The sequence below is a fragment of the Micromonospora sp. NBRC 110009 genome (assembly GCF_030518795.1).
Lineage (GTDB): Bacteria > Actinomycetota > Actinomycetes > Mycobacteriales > Micromonosporaceae > Micromonospora.
Genome location: NZ_CP130427.1, coordinates 4,401,695 through 4,417,209, shown reverse-complemented (window position 1 = coordinate 4,417,209; position 15,515 = coordinate 4,401,695). Strand labels below are relative to the sequence as shown.

13 protein-coding genes are annotated in these 15,515 nt (G+C 72.8%); 4 read left to right on the top strand and 9 right to left on the bottom strand.

Annotation, left to right across the window (positions count from 1 at the left end; translation table 11 throughout):
• Positions 1 to 13: 13 nt before the first annotated feature.
• Positions 14 to 742 (top strand): dienelactone hydrolase family protein, encoded by a 729-nt coding sequence (locus Q2K19_RS21150; protein ID WP_302763128.1) that lies wholly within the window; start codon positions 14 to 16, stop codon positions 740 to 742.
• Positions 743 to 1,317: 575 nt separating this feature from the next.
• Complete coding sequence (locus Q2K19_RS21145) at positions 1,318 to 1,974, top strand: C39 family peptidase (protein ID WP_302762507.1); 657 nt, start codon at positions 1,318 to 1,320, stop codon at positions 1,972 to 1,974.
• Positions 1,975 to 2,047: 73 nt separating this feature from the next.
• Here Q2K19_RS21145 and Q2K19_RS21140 read toward each other — a convergent pair whose 3' ends face one another.
• On the bottom strand, positions 2,048 to 2,701 hold the full coding sequence (locus tag Q2K19_RS21140) for a DedA family protein (protein WP_302763127.1): 654 nt from the start codon (positions 2,699 to 2,701) through the stop codon (positions 2,048 to 2,050).
• A 318-nt stretch (positions 2,702 to 3,019) separates the two neighbouring features.
• Here Q2K19_RS21140 and Q2K19_RS21135 point away from each other — a divergent pair, with 318 nt between their 5' ends.
• Complete coding sequence (locus Q2K19_RS21135; RefSeq protein WP_302763126.1) at positions 3,020 to 5,875, top strand: aconitate hydratase; 2,856 nt, start codon at positions 3,020 to 3,022, stop codon at positions 5,873 to 5,875.
• A gap of 114 nt (positions 5,876 to 5,989) precedes the next feature.
• Here the strand turns inward: Q2K19_RS21135 and Q2K19_RS21130 are convergent, their stop codons facing one another.
• A complete protein-coding gene (locus Q2K19_RS21130) occupies positions 5,990 to 6,475 on the bottom strand; it encodes a carboxymuconolactone decarboxylase family protein (RefSeq protein WP_302763125.1) in 486 nt (161 codons plus the stop codon).
• A 186-nt stretch (positions 6,476 to 6,661) separates the two neighbouring features.
• Between Q2K19_RS21130 and Q2K19_RS21125 the strand changes: the two genes are divergently transcribed.
• On the top strand, positions 6,662 to 7,594 hold the full coding sequence (locus Q2K19_RS21125; protein ID WP_446839796.1) for an RNA polymerase sigma-70 factor: 933 nt from the start codon (positions 6,662 to 6,664) through the stop codon (positions 7,592 to 7,594).
• A gap of 30 nt (positions 7,595 to 7,624) precedes the next feature.
• On the opposite strand, the gene Q2K19_RS21120 is transcribed toward Q2K19_RS21125, so the two are convergent.
• The 7 genes from Q2K19_RS21120 to Q2K19_RS21090 form a co-directional block, all read right to left on the bottom strand.
• Complete coding sequence (locus tag Q2K19_RS21120) at positions 7,625 to 8,233, bottom strand: GTP-binding protein (protein ID WP_302763124.1); 609 nt, start codon at positions 8,231 to 8,233, stop codon at positions 7,625 to 7,627.
• Positions 8,214 to 8,603 carry a DUF742 domain-containing protein gene (locus Q2K19_RS21115; protein WP_302763123.1) on the bottom strand — a complete coding sequence of 130 codons (390 nt, stop codon included), beginning with the start codon at positions 8,601 to 8,603 and terminating at the stop codon, positions 8,214 to 8,216. Before Q2K19_RS21115 ends, Q2K19_RS21120 begins: the two co-directional genes overlap by 20 nt.
• Positions 8,600 to 9,025, bottom strand: a complete 426-nt coding sequence (locus tag Q2K19_RS21110) for a roadblock/LC7 domain-containing protein (protein WP_302763122.1) — start codon at positions 9,023 to 9,025, stop codon at positions 8,600 to 8,602. Before Q2K19_RS21110 ends, Q2K19_RS21115 begins: the two co-directional genes overlap by 4 nt.
• Before the next feature lie 68 nt (positions 9,026 to 9,093).
• The gene (locus Q2K19_RS21105; RefSeq protein ID WP_302763120.1) at positions 9,094 to 11,553 is read right to left on the bottom strand and encodes a sensor histidine kinase; all 2,460 of its coding nucleotides are present in this window, start codon (positions 11,551 to 11,553) and stop codon (positions 9,094 to 9,096) included.
• Positions 11,554 to 11,645: 92 nt separating this feature from the next.
• Positions 11,646 to 13,244 (bottom strand): prenyltransferase/squalene oxidase repeat-containing protein, encoded by a 1,599-nt coding sequence (locus tag Q2K19_RS21100; RefSeq protein ID WP_302763119.1) that lies wholly within the window; start codon positions 13,242 to 13,244, stop codon positions 11,646 to 11,648.
• Entirely contained in the window at positions 13,241 to 14,137 is an 897-nt protein-coding gene (locus Q2K19_RS21095) for a terpene synthase family protein (RefSeq protein ID WP_302763117.1), read from the bottom strand. Before Q2K19_RS21095 ends, Q2K19_RS21100 begins: the two co-directional genes overlap by 4 nt.
• On the bottom strand, positions 14,134 to 15,447 hold the full coding sequence (locus tag Q2K19_RS21090) for a cytochrome P450 (protein ID WP_302772679.1): 1,314 nt from the start codon (positions 15,445 to 15,447) through the stop codon (positions 14,134 to 14,136). The genes Q2K19_RS21095 and Q2K19_RS21090 overlap by 4 nt, the downstream gene beginning before the upstream one ends.
• Positions 15,448 to 15,515: the final 68 nt, after the last annotated feature.

Below are 15,515 nucleotides of genomic sequence, written 5' to 3'. Positions count from 1 at the left end.
TATTATTGCTGCCATGGGAAACAGTTTCTGGGAGACACAGTTTGTTCTCTCGCCGCCGGCGGCCGCGATCGAACGGCACGACCAGGTCGACCTGCACCTGCCGTCGGGTGACGGCCGGCGCCCCGCCGTCCTCCTCGTGCACGGCGTGCCGCTCCCGCCGGGCGCCCCCGACCCACGGGAGTGGCTGCTCTACCGGGGTTACGGCGCGCTCCTCGCCGAGCAGGGAGTGGTGGCGGCGACCCCGAGGCTCCCGCTGCTGCACACTCCCGCGGATCTCGCGGCGGCGGCCGCGCAACTGGTGGCGGCGGTGGACCTGGTCCGCGCCGACCCCCGGGTGGATCCGGAGCGGCTGGCGCTCTGGTTCTTCTCCGGCAGCGGCCTGCTGCTCGGCGACTGGCTGCGGGACCCGCCGAGGTGGCTGCGCGCCCTGGCCGCCACCTACCCGCTGTTCGCCCCGCTGCCCGGCTGGGCGGTCGAGCCGCGCTTCCGACCGCTCGACGTGCTCGCCGAGGCCGGCGCCGCGCCGCCCCTCGTCCTGACCAGGGCCGGTCAGGAACGCCCGGAGGTCGCGGCGGGGACCGAGGCGTTCCTGGCGGAAGCCGCGCGGCGGGGGACGCGGGTGCGGGTGGTGGACGTACCGGACGGCCGGCACGGCTTCGACGCCCTGGACCACACCGACCAGTCACGCGCTGCCGTACGCACCGCGCGCGACGAGGTGCTCCGCCTCCTCAACGCCCCCTGACCCCTCACCCGCCCGGCCGCCGGCCAGCGAGCCGGACATACCGGCGAGGCAGGACGTCCCGGGTGGAACGGCATGCGGGTCTCGCCAGCCTGGAGGCCTGCATGGCCGTCCACCCGGCGCTGGCCGATCACCCCATGTCGTCCGTGCCGCCTATGTCCGGTTCGTGGCGGGTTGTGGTGTGGTCGGTGCCACCCGTGCCGCGGAATGATGCCGGGGCGGGGGTCGTTGTACATGGCTGACCGCGCGGCAACCAGCACGGCCCTCGGGTCGGGCGGAATGACTGGCCGCCGGTCGTGGTTACATCCCCCGGGCCGCGAAGGCCCGCCCCGGGTGAGCCGGTGGGAATGACCTCCCGGCCCCCGTCGTTACATCCCCGGACCGCGCCGCACCTGGTCCGTGCCGGATGAGCCGAGGGAATCACTCCCCGCCACCGGCGGTTACATCCCCGGGCCGCCCGAGCAGGTCACCCCCTGATCGCCGGGCGAACCCCGAAAGACTTCTTGTTCGCGGCCACCCGCACACCCCCCCTTTGTGCGATGGCCGCAATACCCCCAACCGGAAGGCGTGACTTCATCATGCGTACCGACATTCTGCGTAAGACCGTCCTGACCGCTGCGGGTGTCGCCGCCACCGCCGGTGGCATCGCCGGCCCCGCCATCGCCGCCCACGCCGCCCCCGCCGACAAGGCCGCCCAGGTGAGCACCGACCGCAAGGGCCACGGCGAGCGGGAACTCAACGTCCGCTACGAGGCCCAGCCGAACTTCTACTACTGCGGCCCCGCCGCCACCCGCAACGCCCTGTCCGTGCAGGGCAAGAACATCAACGTCGACGCCATGGCCAAGGAAATGGGCACCACCGAGAACGGCACCAACAGCATCAACGACATCACCCCGGTCCTGAACAAGGAAACCGGCAAGACCAACGCCTACCACTCGGTGGAAATCCGCACCCCCAAGGCCGACGACAAGCAGACCGACACCCTGCGCGCCGACATCGTCCGCACCATCGACGACGGCCGGGCCGTGGTCGCCAACATCGCCGGCACCACCACCGACACCGACGGCAACACCCACTCCTTCGAAGGCGGCCACTACATCAGCGTCGTCGGCTACCGCGACAACGGCCACACCGTGACCATCGCCGACTCCGCCGACCCGAACATGGCCTCCTACCGCATCACCGTCGACAACCTCGCCGACTGGATCGCCACCCGCGGCTACAGCACCTCCTGACGATCCGACCGGCAACAACACGGAAGGGCCCGACCCCACCAGGGGTCGGGCCCTTCCGCGTCTCCGGGTCCGGTCAGCGGTCGCCGGCGGGTACCGGCCGGCGCGCCTCGGTCGGCTCCGCCGCCGCCAGCCGGCGGGCGCGCCGGCGCAGCCACCAGGTGCTGGCCAGGCCGGCCAGCACGGCGACGGCCAGGCCGGCCCAGGAGATGTCCTTGAGCCAGTGCTCGGCCGCCCGCCCCACCGTGAAGAGCAGGTAGGTCGTGCCGAACGCCCAGACCAGGCCGCCGGCGGCGTTGGCCAGCAGGAATCGGCGGTACGGCACGCGCAGCGCACCGGCGAGGGGCCCGGCCAGGATCCGGAGCAGGGCCACGAACCGGCCGAAGAAGACCGCCCAGACACCGTGCCGGGCGAAGCTCTGCTCGGCGCGCGCCAGGTGGGCCGGGCCGAGGTGCTTCGGGAAGCGCCGGCCGAGCCGTTCCAGCAGCGGACGCCCACCGCGCCGGCCGATGGCGTACCCGATGGAGTCGCCGACGATGGCGCCGGCCGCGGCGGCGGTGGCCACCCACTCGGGCTCGACCACGCCGGTGGCGGCGAGCAGAGCGGAGCTGACCAGCACGATCTCGCCGGGCAGCGGGACACCCATGCTCTCCACGCCGATCACCCCGGCGACGATCAGGTAGACCACGCCCGGGGGAAGCGCGGAGAGCCAGTGCTGTACGTCGACCACCGCAACCCCTTCCCGTCCCGACCCCGAACCCTACCCGCGGACGGACGGTGGGGCCTCCGCTCAGGCGACGGGGGCGGGGAACTCCCGCCGGTTGAGGTATCGGGCCCGGGAGCGATCCGCGGAGCCGCATAACCAGGCGGCCAGGACGTGATGGATCATGGTGGGCACCTCCTCGTCCCGAACCCTGGCACGAGGTTGCGCGAATAGCAAGACGGACGTACGGTTTTGTTGAGCGTCGGACACGGGTAAGTGTTGCCTAACCACGGCAACACCCCGGCCGGTGCGACAGACTGCTCAGGACTACTCACGGTCGCTGGTGTGAAGGAGTACGACGTGGCGAGCCTCGACACCTTCGGTGCGAAGACCCAGCTGCGCGTCGGAGACGCGAGCTACGAGATTTTCAAGATCGACAAGGTGGAGGGCCACGACCGACTGCCCTACAGCTTGAAGATCCTGCTGGAGAACCTGCTGCGGACCGAGGACGGCGCGAACATCACCGCCGACCACATCCAGCAGCTCGGCGCGTGGGACCCCACCGCCGACCCGAGCGTGGAGATCCAGTTCACCCCGGCCCGGGTGCTGATGCAGGACTTCACCGGCGTGCCCTGCGTCGTGGACCTGGCCACCATGCGGGAGGCCGTCCGCGACCTCGGCGGCGACGCCACCAAGGTGAACCCGCTCGCCCCCGCCGAGCTGGTCATCGACCACTCCGTCATCGCTGACCTGTTCGGCCGCGAGGACGCCTTCCAGCGCAACGTCGAGCTCGAGTACCAGCGCAACAAGGAGCGCTACCAGTTCCTGCGCTGGGGCCAGACCGCGTTCAACGAGTTCAAGGTCGTCCCGCCGGGCACCGGCATCGTGCACCAGGTCAACATCGAGTACCTGGCCCGCACGGTCATGGAGCGCAACGGCCAGGCCTACCCGGACACGGTGGTCGGCACCGACTCGCACACCACGATGGTCAACGGCCTGGGCGTGCTCGGCTGGGGCGTCGGCGGCATCGAGGCCGAGGCCGCCATGCTCGGCCAGCCGGTCAGCATGCTGATCCCGCGGGTCGTCGGCTTCAAGCTCTCCGGCGAGATGCCGGCCGGCACCACCGCCACCGACCTGGTGCTCACCATCACCGAGATGCTGCGCAAGCACGGCGTCGTCGGCAAGTTCGTCGAGTTCTACGGCCCGGGCGTGAGCGCGGTGCCGCTGGCCAACCGGGCCACCATCGGCAACATGTCCCCGGAGTACGGCTCCACCGTCGCGATCTTCCCGATCGACGCCGAGACCATCCGCTACCTGGAGCTCACCGGCCGCGACGCGCAGCAGGTCGCGCTGGTCGAGACGTACGCCAAGGAGCAGGGCCTCTGGCACGACCCGGACCGCGAGCCGGCGTACTCGGAGCACCTCGAGCTCGACCTGAGCACGATCGAGCCGTCGCTGGCCGGTCCGAAGCGCCCGCAGGACCGGGTGCCGCTGGGCAACGCCAAGACGCTGTTCCGCTCGACGCTGACCGACTACGTCGCCGACGACCAGACCGGCAGCGACGCCGACGCTCGCGGTGGCGTGCGGACCAACCCGCCGTACGGCGTGCAGGGCCGGGCCGACGAGGCGAGCGCCGAGTCCTTCCCGGCCAGCGACTCCCCGGCCACCGGCATCGTCGTCGACCCGGCCGACGAGCCGCGTGACCTGGTGAACGCCGCCAAGGGCTCCGGCGGGCGGGCCAGCAACCCGATCCGGGTGACCGGCGCCGACGGCGTCGAGTACGAGCTGGACCACGGCGCCGTGGTGATCGCCGCGATCACCTCCTGCACCAACACCTCGAACCCGCAGGTCATGATCGGTGCCGCGCTGCTGGCCCGGAACGCGGTGGAGAAGGGCCTGGCCCGCAAGCCGTGGGTGAAGACCACGCTGGCCCCCGGCTCCAAGGTCGTCATGGACTACTACGACCGCGCCGGCCTCACGCCGTACCTGGAGAAGCTCGGCTTCAACCTGGTCGGCTACGGCTGCACCACCTGCATCGGCAACTCCGGCCCGCTGCCGGAGGAGGTTTCCGCCGCGGTCAACGAGGGCGACCTGGCGGTCGTCTCGGTGCTCTCCGGCAACCGGAACTTCGAGGGCCGGATCAACCCGGACGTCAAGATGAACTACCTGGCGTCCCCGCCGCTGGTGGTCGCGTACGCGCTCGCCGGCACCATGGACATCGACCTGGCCAACGAGCCGATCGGCGAGGACAGCCAGGGCAACCCTGTGTTCCTGCGGGACATCTGGCCGAACACCGCCGAGATCCAGGACGTCATCGCCTCGGCGATCGGCGCCACCGGCTTCAGCTCCGCCTACGCCGACGTCTTCGCCGGTGACGAGCGCTGGCAGTCGCTGCCGACCCCGACCGGGGACACCTTCGCCTGGGACGGCGAGTCGACCTACGTCCGCAAGCCCCCGTACTTCGAGGGCATGGAGCGCCTGCCGGCGCCTGTTTCCGACATCAGTGCGGCTCGGGTGCTGGCCAAGCTGGGCGACTCGGTGACCACCGACCACATCTCCCCGGCCGGCTCGATCAAGGCGGACTCCCCCGCCGGTAAGTACCTCGCGGAGCACGGCGTGGCCCGGCACGAGTTCAACTCGTACGGCTCGCGCCGAGGCAACCACGAGGTCATGATCCGGGGCACCTTCGCCAACATCCGGCTGCGCAACCAGCTGGTGCCGGGCGTCGAGGGCGGCTTCACGGTCAACCACATGACCGGCGAGCAGACCTCGATCTACGACGCCTCGATGGCGTACCAGGAGGCGGACGTCCCGCTGGTCATCCTGGCCGGCAAGGAGTACGGCTCCGGCTCGTCCCGTGACTGGGCGGCCAAGGGCACCATGCTGCTCGGCGTCAAGGCGGTCATCGCCGAGTCGTACGAGCGGATCCACCGGTCGAACCTGATCGGCATGGGCGTCCTGCCGCTGCAGTTCCCGGTCGACACCACCGCCGAGTCGCTGGGCCTGACCGGCACGGAGACCTTCTCCATCAGCGGCGTCACCGCGCTCAACGACGGGGAGACCCCGCGGACGGTCAAGGTCACCACCGACACCGGCGTGGAGTTCGACGCGGTGGTCCGGATCGACACCCCCGGTGAGGCCGACTACTACCGGCACGGCGGCATCCTGCAGTACGTGCTGCGTCGCATGATCGCCAGCTGACGTCCTACACCGCGAAGGGCCCCTTCCCGCGCTCGCGGGGAGGGGCCCTTCGGCGTTTTCGCGGGGCCGGCCCGGATCGGATGATCCTGGGCCGGGCCGGGATTCGCCGGCCGCTCAGCTCGACATGCTGGCGAACATGCCGGGCTCGTACGAACCCCCCTTCTGGTGCACGATCACGGCGAGCCGGTTGGCCGCGTTGATCATGGCGACCAGGCAGACCAGCGCGCCGATCTGGTCGTCGTCGTAGTGCTTGCGCACCTGGGCCCAGGTCTCGTCGGACACGCCCTGGTGGGCGTCGGCGAGCCGGGTGCCCTCCTCGGCGAGCGCCAGCGCGGCCTGCTCGGCCTCGGTGAACACGGTGGACTCGCGCCAGGCGGCGACCAGGTTGAGCCGGAGCGCGGTCTCACCGGCGGCCGCGGCCTCCTTGGTGTGGAAGTCGATGCACCAACCGCAGCCGTTGATCTGGCTGGCGCGCAGCGACACCAGTTCCTGCGTGGGCTTCGGCAGCGGCGACTGCTCGATCACCAGGCTGGTGTTGGCGAACCGCTTGGCGAACTTGGCGGCGATCTCGTTGTCGAACAGGTTGAATCGGGCGTCCATCGTGTCGTTCCTCTCGTGGTGTTGCACTGGACGACCACGAGATGCCGGCGACCCCGGCCCCTGTGACAGCGTGACCACGTGACGCACCCCACAGGGGAGAGGAGCGGCCGGGTGTCACACCACGGCGGGTCCCGGCATCTGATGGGTGACACCGTCGAGAGCGAACAGGAGCCACCCATGGCCGGCATGTCGCGGACCGCAGCCGACGATCGGGGCAGGGAGAGCGGCCGCGACGACCGCCCGGACCCCGCCACCGAGGCGTTCCTCGCCCACCGCAATCTGCTGTTCACCGTCGCCTACGAGATGCTCGGCTCGGCCGCCGACGCCGAAGACGCCCTGCAGGAGACCTGGCTGCGATGGGTCGGCGTCGACCTCGACACCGTGCGGGATCAGCGTGCATACCTGGTCCGGATCACCACCCGCCAGGCGCTCGTCCGGCTGCGGACGCTCCGCCGCCGCAAGGAGTCCTACGTCGGCCCCTGGCTGCCCGAGCCGCTGCTGACCGCGCCCGACGTGGCCGAGGACGTCGAGTTGGCCGACAGCGTCTCGATGGCGATGCTGCTGGTGCTGGAGACGCTCACGCCGACCGAGCGGGCGGTGTTCGTGCTCCGTGAGGTGTTCGATCTGGAGTATGACGAGATCGCGGAAGCCGTCGACAAGAGCTCGGCCGCGGTCCGTCAGATCGCGCACCGGGCACGGGCCCACGTCGCGGCGCGCCGGCCACGCGGGGCCGTCTCCGCGGCCCAGACCCGAGGCGCGCTCGAGGCGTTCCAGCGGGCGGTCGAAACGGGCGATCTGCAGCGCCTGCTCGACATCCTCGCACCGGACGTCGTCTTCCTGGGCGACGGTGGCGGAGTCAAGCAGGCCGTCCTGCGGCCTGTCGTGGGGGCCGCCAAGGTGGGCCACCTGCTGGCTGTCGGGCTGGGCCGGGTCGCCGCCGAGATGTCGCTGCAGCCGGCACAGGTCAATGGTTACCCGGCGCTGATTCTCCGGCAGGGTGGCGAGGTCGACACCGTCGTCGCGATACACGTCGACGGCGGCCTCATCACGGGGCTCTACGCCGTGCGCAATCCCGACAAGCTGTCGCACATGGAGCGGGAGACCGCCCTGCGCCGCTGAGTCCGCGGCGGCACATCGCCCGGTCCGCGGTCAGTCGGCGGCGGCCTGGCGGCGCTCCTCCCGCAGCTTCATGGCGTGCTCAAGCAGCGTGATCAGCACCTCCTTGGCCGACTCCCGCTGCCGGGCGTCGCAGAGCACCACCGGTACGCCCGGGTCCAGGTTGAGCGCCGCCTGCACCTCGTCCAGCCGGAAGCGTCTCGCGCCCTCGAAGCAGTTCACCGCGACCACGAACGGGGTGCCCCGCCCCTCGAAGTAGTCGATCGACGGGAAGCAGTCGGCCAGCCGCCGGGTGTCGGCGAGCACCACCGCGCCGATCGCGCCCAACGCCAGCTCGTCCCAGACGAACCAGAAGCGGTCCTGGCCGGGGGTGCCGAACAGGTAGAGCACCAGGTCGTCGCTGATGGTGATCCGGCCGAAGTCCATCGCCACGGTGGTGGTGGTCTTCTCCTCCACCCCGGAGAGGTCGTCGATGCCGACGCTGGTCTCGGTCAGCACCTCCTCGGTCCGCAGCGGGCGGGTCTCGCTGACCGCGCCGACCAGGGTGGTCTTGCCGGCGCCGAAGCCGCCGGCGACCAGGATCTTGATCGCGGTGGGCAGCGGTGCCGCACCCGCCGGCCGCTCAGAGCGCCCGTAGTCCATTGATTACCGCCTCGAAAACACTGTCATCGGGAAGGCCGGCGGGGGTGGCGCGCGGCTCACGGACCTGCACTAGGCTGCGGGCAACCAGGTCACCGAGGAGGACTCGGACGGTGCCCACCGGCAGGTCGAGAAGGGCGGCGATCTCGGCCACGGACTGCATCCGCTGGCAGAGGCCGACGATCGCCACGTGCTCCGGGCCCAGCCCGGACTCCGTTCCCACGTCCGCCCGGGTCGCCGTGACCAGGGAGATCAGGTCGAACGTGCCGGTCACCGGGCGGGCCCGGCCGCCGGTCACCGCGTACGGGCGGACCACCGGACCCGCATGGTCGTCCACCCACTCCTGCTCCGCAGGCGCCCCCTGGCCGGTCATCGCGCCGGATTCTCGCCGGCGGACGCGTCGCGGGTCGGGGAGGCCACGAACCGGCCCACCCGGGTGACCAGCATCGCCATCTCGTAGGCGATCAGGCCGACGTCGGCGTCCTCGGAGGCCAGCACGGCCAGGCAGGCGTTGCGCCCGGCCGCGGTGACGAAGAGGAACGACGACTGCATCTCGATGATGGTCTGCTGCACCTGACCCCCGCCGAAGCGCTTGCCGGCGCCCCGGGCCAGGCTCTGGATGCCGGCCGCCATGGCGGCCAGGTGCTCACCGTCGTCCCGGCTCAGGCCCCGTGACGAAGCCATCAGCAGGCCGTCGGTGGAGAGCGCCACGGCGTGTTCCGCCTGCTTGACCCGGCTGACCAGGTCGTCCAGCAGCCACGTCAGGTCTGCGCTCGAAGCCGTCTTCTGCGCCACTCGTCGTCCTCTTCTCCCCGGCTGGTTTCGCCGTGCTCTTCCTGGGATCCGCCGCCACGGCGTCCCCCTCAGGTCGCCTGCTCGTCCCCCGGGTCCGGCCCGCCGCCGGCCCCGTGTGCCCCGCCGAGCAGCCGCGCCGCGTCGGTCCGCCCGCGTCGGGTGCCGCTCTGGTAGGAGCTCATCATCCGGCGCACCTGCTCGGGCTGGCGTACCGCGTCGTCGTCCTGGTCATCGTCCATGATGGAGGGATCGCTGTGCAGCTCGGGGACGAGACTCGCCTGGCGGACCCGGACCGGCAGGCCGGATTCCGTCTTCGCCGCGGCGCCACCGTCCGCCTCGGCGGGAGCCACCGCGGGCGGTGCGGCGCTCGTGCCGCCCGCCAGCTCCGCCGCCACCGGCTGCCGCTTCCGGGCACGCGCCGGCAGCCCGGACGGCGTGAGCGGCGGCGCTTCGGTCACGGTCTCCGCCGGCTCGGGCGCGGGGTCGGACTCCTCCCGGGCGTCCGGCGTGGTCACCGTCGCGGTCGCCACCAACTCGGCGGCCGACCCGGGTCCGGCCTCCTCCGGCGTGCCGGGCGCCACCGGAACGTCCACCGGGGACGAGCTGCCGGCACCCACCCGGAAGCCGCCGGAGGTGTACGGGTCCGGCCCGTCCTCGGTGACCAGGTCCGCCGGGATCAGCACCACGGCCGTGGTGCCGCCGTACGCGGACTCCCTGAGCTGCACCTTCACGCCGTGCCGCTCGGTCAGCCGGCTGACCACGTACAGGCCGAGCCGGGAGGCGTTGGCCAGGTTCAGCTCGGACTTGTCCACGATGCGGTCGTTCGCCGCCGTCAGCTCGTCCTCGCTCATGCCGAGACCCCGGTCCTCGATCTCGAGGGCGAAGCCATTGGCGACCATCTGGCCGCGTACCTCGACCGTGGTGTGCGGGGGCGAGAAGGACAGCCCGTTCTCGACCAGCTCGGCCAGCAGGTGGATGACGTCACCGACGGCCCGGCCGGTCAGCGAGACCGGGCCGAGCGGCCGCACGTTGACCCGGGTGTAGTCCTCGACCTCGGCCACCGCGCCACGGACCACGTCCACCATCGGCACGTTCCGCCGCCAGGCCCGGCCCGGCGTGGAGCCGGAGAGGACGATCAGGTTCTCCGCGTTGCGCCGCATCCGGGTCGCCAGGTGGTCGACGCGGAACAGGTCCTCCAGTTCCTCGGCGTCGTGCTCCCGGCGCTCCATCGCGTCGAGCAGGGTGAGCTGGCGGTGGACCAGCGCCTGGGTGCGCCGGGCCAGGCTGAGGAAGATCTCCCGGACGCTGCGGCGCAGCTCGGCCTGCTCGACGGCGGTCCGGATGGCGGTCTCCTGCACGGCGTTGAACGCCCTGCCCACCTGCCCGATCTCGTCGTCGCCGACCTCGAGCGGGGGCGCCTCCCGGGCAACATCGACCTCCTCGCCGTGGCCGAGCCGCTCCACCACGCCCGGCAGCCGCTCCTCCGCCAGCCGGAACGCGGCGTCGCGGAGGCGTTCGAGCTGCCGCAGCAGCGCCCGGGCGGTGGAGACCGAGACCACGATGGACGCGATGACGGCGAGCAGGCCGAGGCCTGCCGCCAGCACCAGCCGGACGATGACGCCGATGGCGACCGGGGTCGCCCGGGACACGATGTCCTCACCGCCGGCGAGGATGACGCCGCGCAGGGCGTCCATCGCCGGCGGGGCGGCGGCCTGCCAGGCGGACGCCGAGACGGGCGGCCGGACGTCGCTGTCCCGGGCCGCCAGGACCCGCTCCTGCAGGCCGCGCAGCTGCCGGAACGCGTCGCCGTCGATCATCTGCTGATAGCGGGCCTGGTCCGTCGGGGCGAGGTCCCGGGCGGTCCGGTCGGCGAGGTACCACTGCGCGCCCACCAGCCGGGCGAACGCGGCCTGTTCGGTCGCGGTCATCCGGTTGGCCGCCAGCACGCCGGTCAGCAGCGCGTCCTGCTGCGACAGCAGCTCGCGGGCGCGGTTCAGGTCGATCAGCGCGGCGGTGTCGCGGGCGATCTCCTGGTCGTCCAGGCCGCCGAGGGCGTCGAAGACCCCGAAGATCGCGTCGATCGCCTCGTTGTAGGCGGTCTGCGTCGCGGCCCGGTCGATGGTCTTGCGCCCCACCTCGGCCCGGACGTCGGCGAGCTGGCCGATCTCGGTCCGGAGGTCGGCGAGGCGCTGCTCGAGCTCGGCGCTCCCGGCGAGCGTGGTCCGCCAGTCCTGCGCGGACCTCCAGAGCGTCGCGGCGGCCTCGTCGGTCCGCTGCCGTTGGGTGTCCAACTCCTGGAGCTGGTCCGGGTCGGACTGTCCCAGGTACGCCAGGGACAGTCGCCGCTCGTTCTGCAACTGCAGCAGCAGCGGGTCGCTGGGCTCGAACACCTGGGCGTTGAGCGTCTGCACGCCCAGCAGGTTGAAGCCGTCCCGGACGGTCACCCACGCCGCGAAGGCCCACAGCGCCGCCAGGGACACGAGCAGGGCGATGATCTTGGTCCGGAGGTTCGTACTGCGGGAGCCCATCACACCGTCCTGGCCGGGTATTCGGTCACGTGCCGGAGACCGATTCGTCGAGGATCGATCCCGGCGCACGCTAGCAGCGTCGGGAACTTGACTCAAGCGATCCTGATCATGGTGGGTGTCCCGCCGCCGCCCCACCGCGCGGCGAGCACCGCTGACCGGACGATCAGCGTCGGACGGTAGAGATCCTTGTCGTGCCACAGCGCCGGCCCGTCACCCTCACCGTCCCCGGCGGACAGTCGGCGCCGGCCGCGGGCGAGCGCGTCGACGACCCTCGCGTCCGACGAGCCGGCGCCCGACAGCGCCAGCACCGCGTACGCGGTCTCCTCCGCCGTGCCGGCCCACCGTCCCCACGAGCCGTCCGCCCGCTGGCTGTCCAGCAGCCATCCGGTGGCCCGGGCCACGGCCTCCCGACCGGCAGCGCCGCCATGGTCGACGAGGGCGAGCACCGCGCAGTACGTGGCGTAGTAGGCGGACGCGTGCCACCGGTCGGACCACCGGCCGTCGACCTCCTGCCGGGCGACCAGCCAGGCGGCCACCCGGTCCGCGACCGCCGCGACGCGGGGCGCCGCCGCCGGACCAGCCTCGGCGAGGTGGCGGTCGAGCGCGTCGAGCACGTGCGCGTTCGTGGTGACCGACGCCCCGTCCTCCCCCTGCCAGGTGCAGAAATGGTCGCCCGTGTCGTACCCGAGGAGGGTGGCCGGGTCCACCGGCACGCCCAGCCGGGCGAGCGCGTACAGGGCCACCGACGTGGTGTCCGCGTCGGTCGGCAGTCCCGGGCCGGTGGCGGCCCCGGCCGGGCCGAGGGCGGCCCGCAGCTCCGCCACCAGCGTGGCGGGCACCGTCAGCGGCACACCGGCCCGGGCGAGGATGGCGAGCACCCAGGCCCGCTCGAAGACGGCCACCGGGCTGGCGCAGGGCACCGGCCCGACCCGGGCGAACCGGCGCAGGTAGTCCGCGGCGGGTCGCGGGCCGTCGGGGTCCCCGAGCCAGGCGGCGGTCGCCGCGGGCGAGGCCCCGACCGTGCCCGGGCCGGCCGGTGCGACGCCGGCCGCCCCGCGGGCCAGCTCACCGCCGACCTCGAGGGCGTGCGCCAGCTTCTCGGGGACCGGCCGGCCGGCGCGCAGCAGGCCGCGTACCCGGTCCAGCCGGCCGCGGTCCACCCCCGCCGGGAGGGCCGGCCGGGGCCGGTCGCGCCACGCCGCCAGCCCCGGCGGGGCTCCCTGCGGGTCGTTCAGCCGCCGGTCGATCGACTCCAGCAGCGCCGGCACGATCAGGTCGGTGGCCGGCAGGTCGGGCAGCGCCGGCGCGGCCCGGTCGCCGAGCCGGCCCGCCAGGAAGCGCAGCCCGCGCTCCGCGGCGTCGGCCAGCGCGCCGGGGTCTTCCCGGCCGTCCGCGGTGAGCAGGGCGTCGACGGCGCTCAGGGTCGGCACCAGGGCGTACCCGTCCGGGCCGCCCCAACCGCCGTCGGGCCGCTGCCCGTCGAGCAGCCACCGGATCCGCGCGTGGTGACCGGGCAGCCAGGGCGCCAGGGCGACCAGGCGGGCCGTCTCGTAGGCCGACGCCGAGGTCTGCCCGGACGGGTGCCGCACCAGCGCCGCGACCAGCTCCCGGACCTGGCCGGCCGGCCCCGGTTCGCCGCCCGGCGACTCCCCCTCGGCTTCCCGGCGGGCGTCGGCGGCGACGACGGTCACCGGACGCCCCAGAAGTCGGTGAGGCGGTAGAAGCCGCTGGTGAAGCCAAGCTGCCGGGTCAGGTAGTCCGCCTCCCGGGGGCGGTCGACCGCCAGCTCGGCCAGCAGCCGCCGGCAGTGGTCGACCTGCGCCGCCGTCCGCCGCTCGACCTCGGCGCGATCGGCCACCAGCATGAGGGCGTTGAGGTCTCCCCACTCGCGGTCCCGCTGGTAGGTGCCGAGGTCGTTGACCAGGCGCAGGGCCCGCTGCACCTCGTCGCTGACCGCGACGAGCCGGGACAGCTCCCGGTGCGTGCCGGCGGATCCGGTGTGGATCCAGTGGGCGACGTTGACCACCGTGGCGGCGAGGTTCTCGGCGTTGGCGAGGTAGTCGGCCAGGGTGGGCGGGGCGCCGCTGCCACCTGCCATCGCGGTCTTCCACTCCCACTCGCGAGCCATGGCGCGCAGGGTGCGGGCGATCTCCTCCCGCCACAGCCCCCGCAGCTCGCTGAAGGCCGGGGTGGCGGCGAGGTCGTCGCGCAGCTCGGCGAGGAACCGCCCCAGCGGGTCTCCGGGCGCGGCGCCGTCGGCGACCGCGAGGCAGGTCTCGGTGATCCGGTCGATCTCCGCCCGGGAGGTCGCCAGGTGGTCGACCTGCCAGTCGACCGCGAAGCCCCACAGCACCGCGCGGCCGGTGAGGTCCAGCTCCTCGACCGTGCACCGCGGCGCGCTGAACGCCATGGCCAGCGCGACGCTGCCGAAGAGGGCCGCGTCGAAGGGACGCTCGGGGAAGAGCTCGGGATGGGCGGCGGCCCGCCGCTGCAACCCGCGCTGCCCCCGGGCGGCGAGCGCGCAGACCCGACCCTGCTCCGCGGCCGCATCGAGCTGGTCGACCGGCGCGTCCACGGTGGTCATGCCGGCCCCGCCAGGCTCCGGGACGCCGACAGCGTCAGCTCGACCCGCTCGCGCGGCCGCAGCGCCGCGGCCAGCCGCAGTCCCGGTACGCCGGCGCGGCGCAGCCGGAACCGGTAGCGGCTGAGCATCGTGGCGAGGATGAGCTGCGCCTCCAGGTAGAACAGGTACATCCCGAGGCACTGGTGCGGGCCGCCGCCGAACGGGAAGTGCGCGTACCGGTGGCGACCCCGGACCCGCTCCGGCCGGAACCGTTCGGGGTCGAACTCGTCGGGCCGCTCCCAGAACTGCGCCATCCGCTGAGTGATCAGCGGGCTCGCCACCATGGTGGCGCCGGCCTCGATCGGCACGCCGTCGATCACGTCGGCGGCAACCGCGCGGCGCGGGATGATCCAGCCGATGGGATAGAGCCGGAGCAGCTCGTCCAGCACCATCCTGGTGTAGGTCAGGTCCCGCAGATGCTCGCGGCGGACCGGTTCGCCGCCCACCACCTCGTCGATCTCGGCGTAGAGCCGGTCGGCGACGTCGGGCCGCTCGGCCAGGTGGGGCCAGAGCCAGGTGAGCACGTTGATCGTGGTCTCGGTGGTCGCGGCGAACATCGCCACCGTGTCGTTGCGGACCTGCCCCTCGTCGAGCTGCCGACCGTCCTCGGTGCGGGCCCGCCAGAGCGTGGAGATCACGTCGTCGCCCTCGTCGGCCACCGCCCGGGTCTGCCGGACGATGGGCACCAGCACGTCGTCGACGATGCGCTTGGCCCGGCGGAACGGGCGGTCACCCGGCATCGGCAGGGACAGCGGGGCGAAGGGCACGACGATCCGGGGGATGACCGCGGTGGCGATGACGTCCTGCGCGTCGATCACCCGCATCGCGTCCGGCACCGAGATCTTGTCGGCGAAGAGCACCCGCATGATCGCGCGGCAGACGATCCGCGCCTGCTCGACGCCGATGTCGACGGCGCGGCCGGCGCGGGACGGCTCGTCCAGCTCGTCGACGGCGTCGCGGACGGCGTCCGCCATCCCGTCGACCAGGGCCTCCACCCGCCTCGCGGTGAACATCGGCTGGAGCATCCGGCGGCTGGCCGACCAGATCTGACCCTCGCCGAGGATCCCCTCGCCGAACAGCCGCTTGACCGGCCGCCAGAACAGCCCGTCGCCCGCCCGCTCGTAGTTGTCGGCCCGATCGCGGAGCACGTGCTGGACGTGCCGGGGGTGGGTGACCAGGTAGGGGCGGAACGATCCCAGGTTGAGCCGGACCACGGCACCCCCGGTGCGGTTGCCGACGTCGATCAGCGCCCGGGCGGGATCGCGGAGCATGCCGGGCAGGAGCCGGCGCAGCGGGACGGTTTGGAGCTGTCCCGTGGGCCCGGGCACCGGATGTGGCT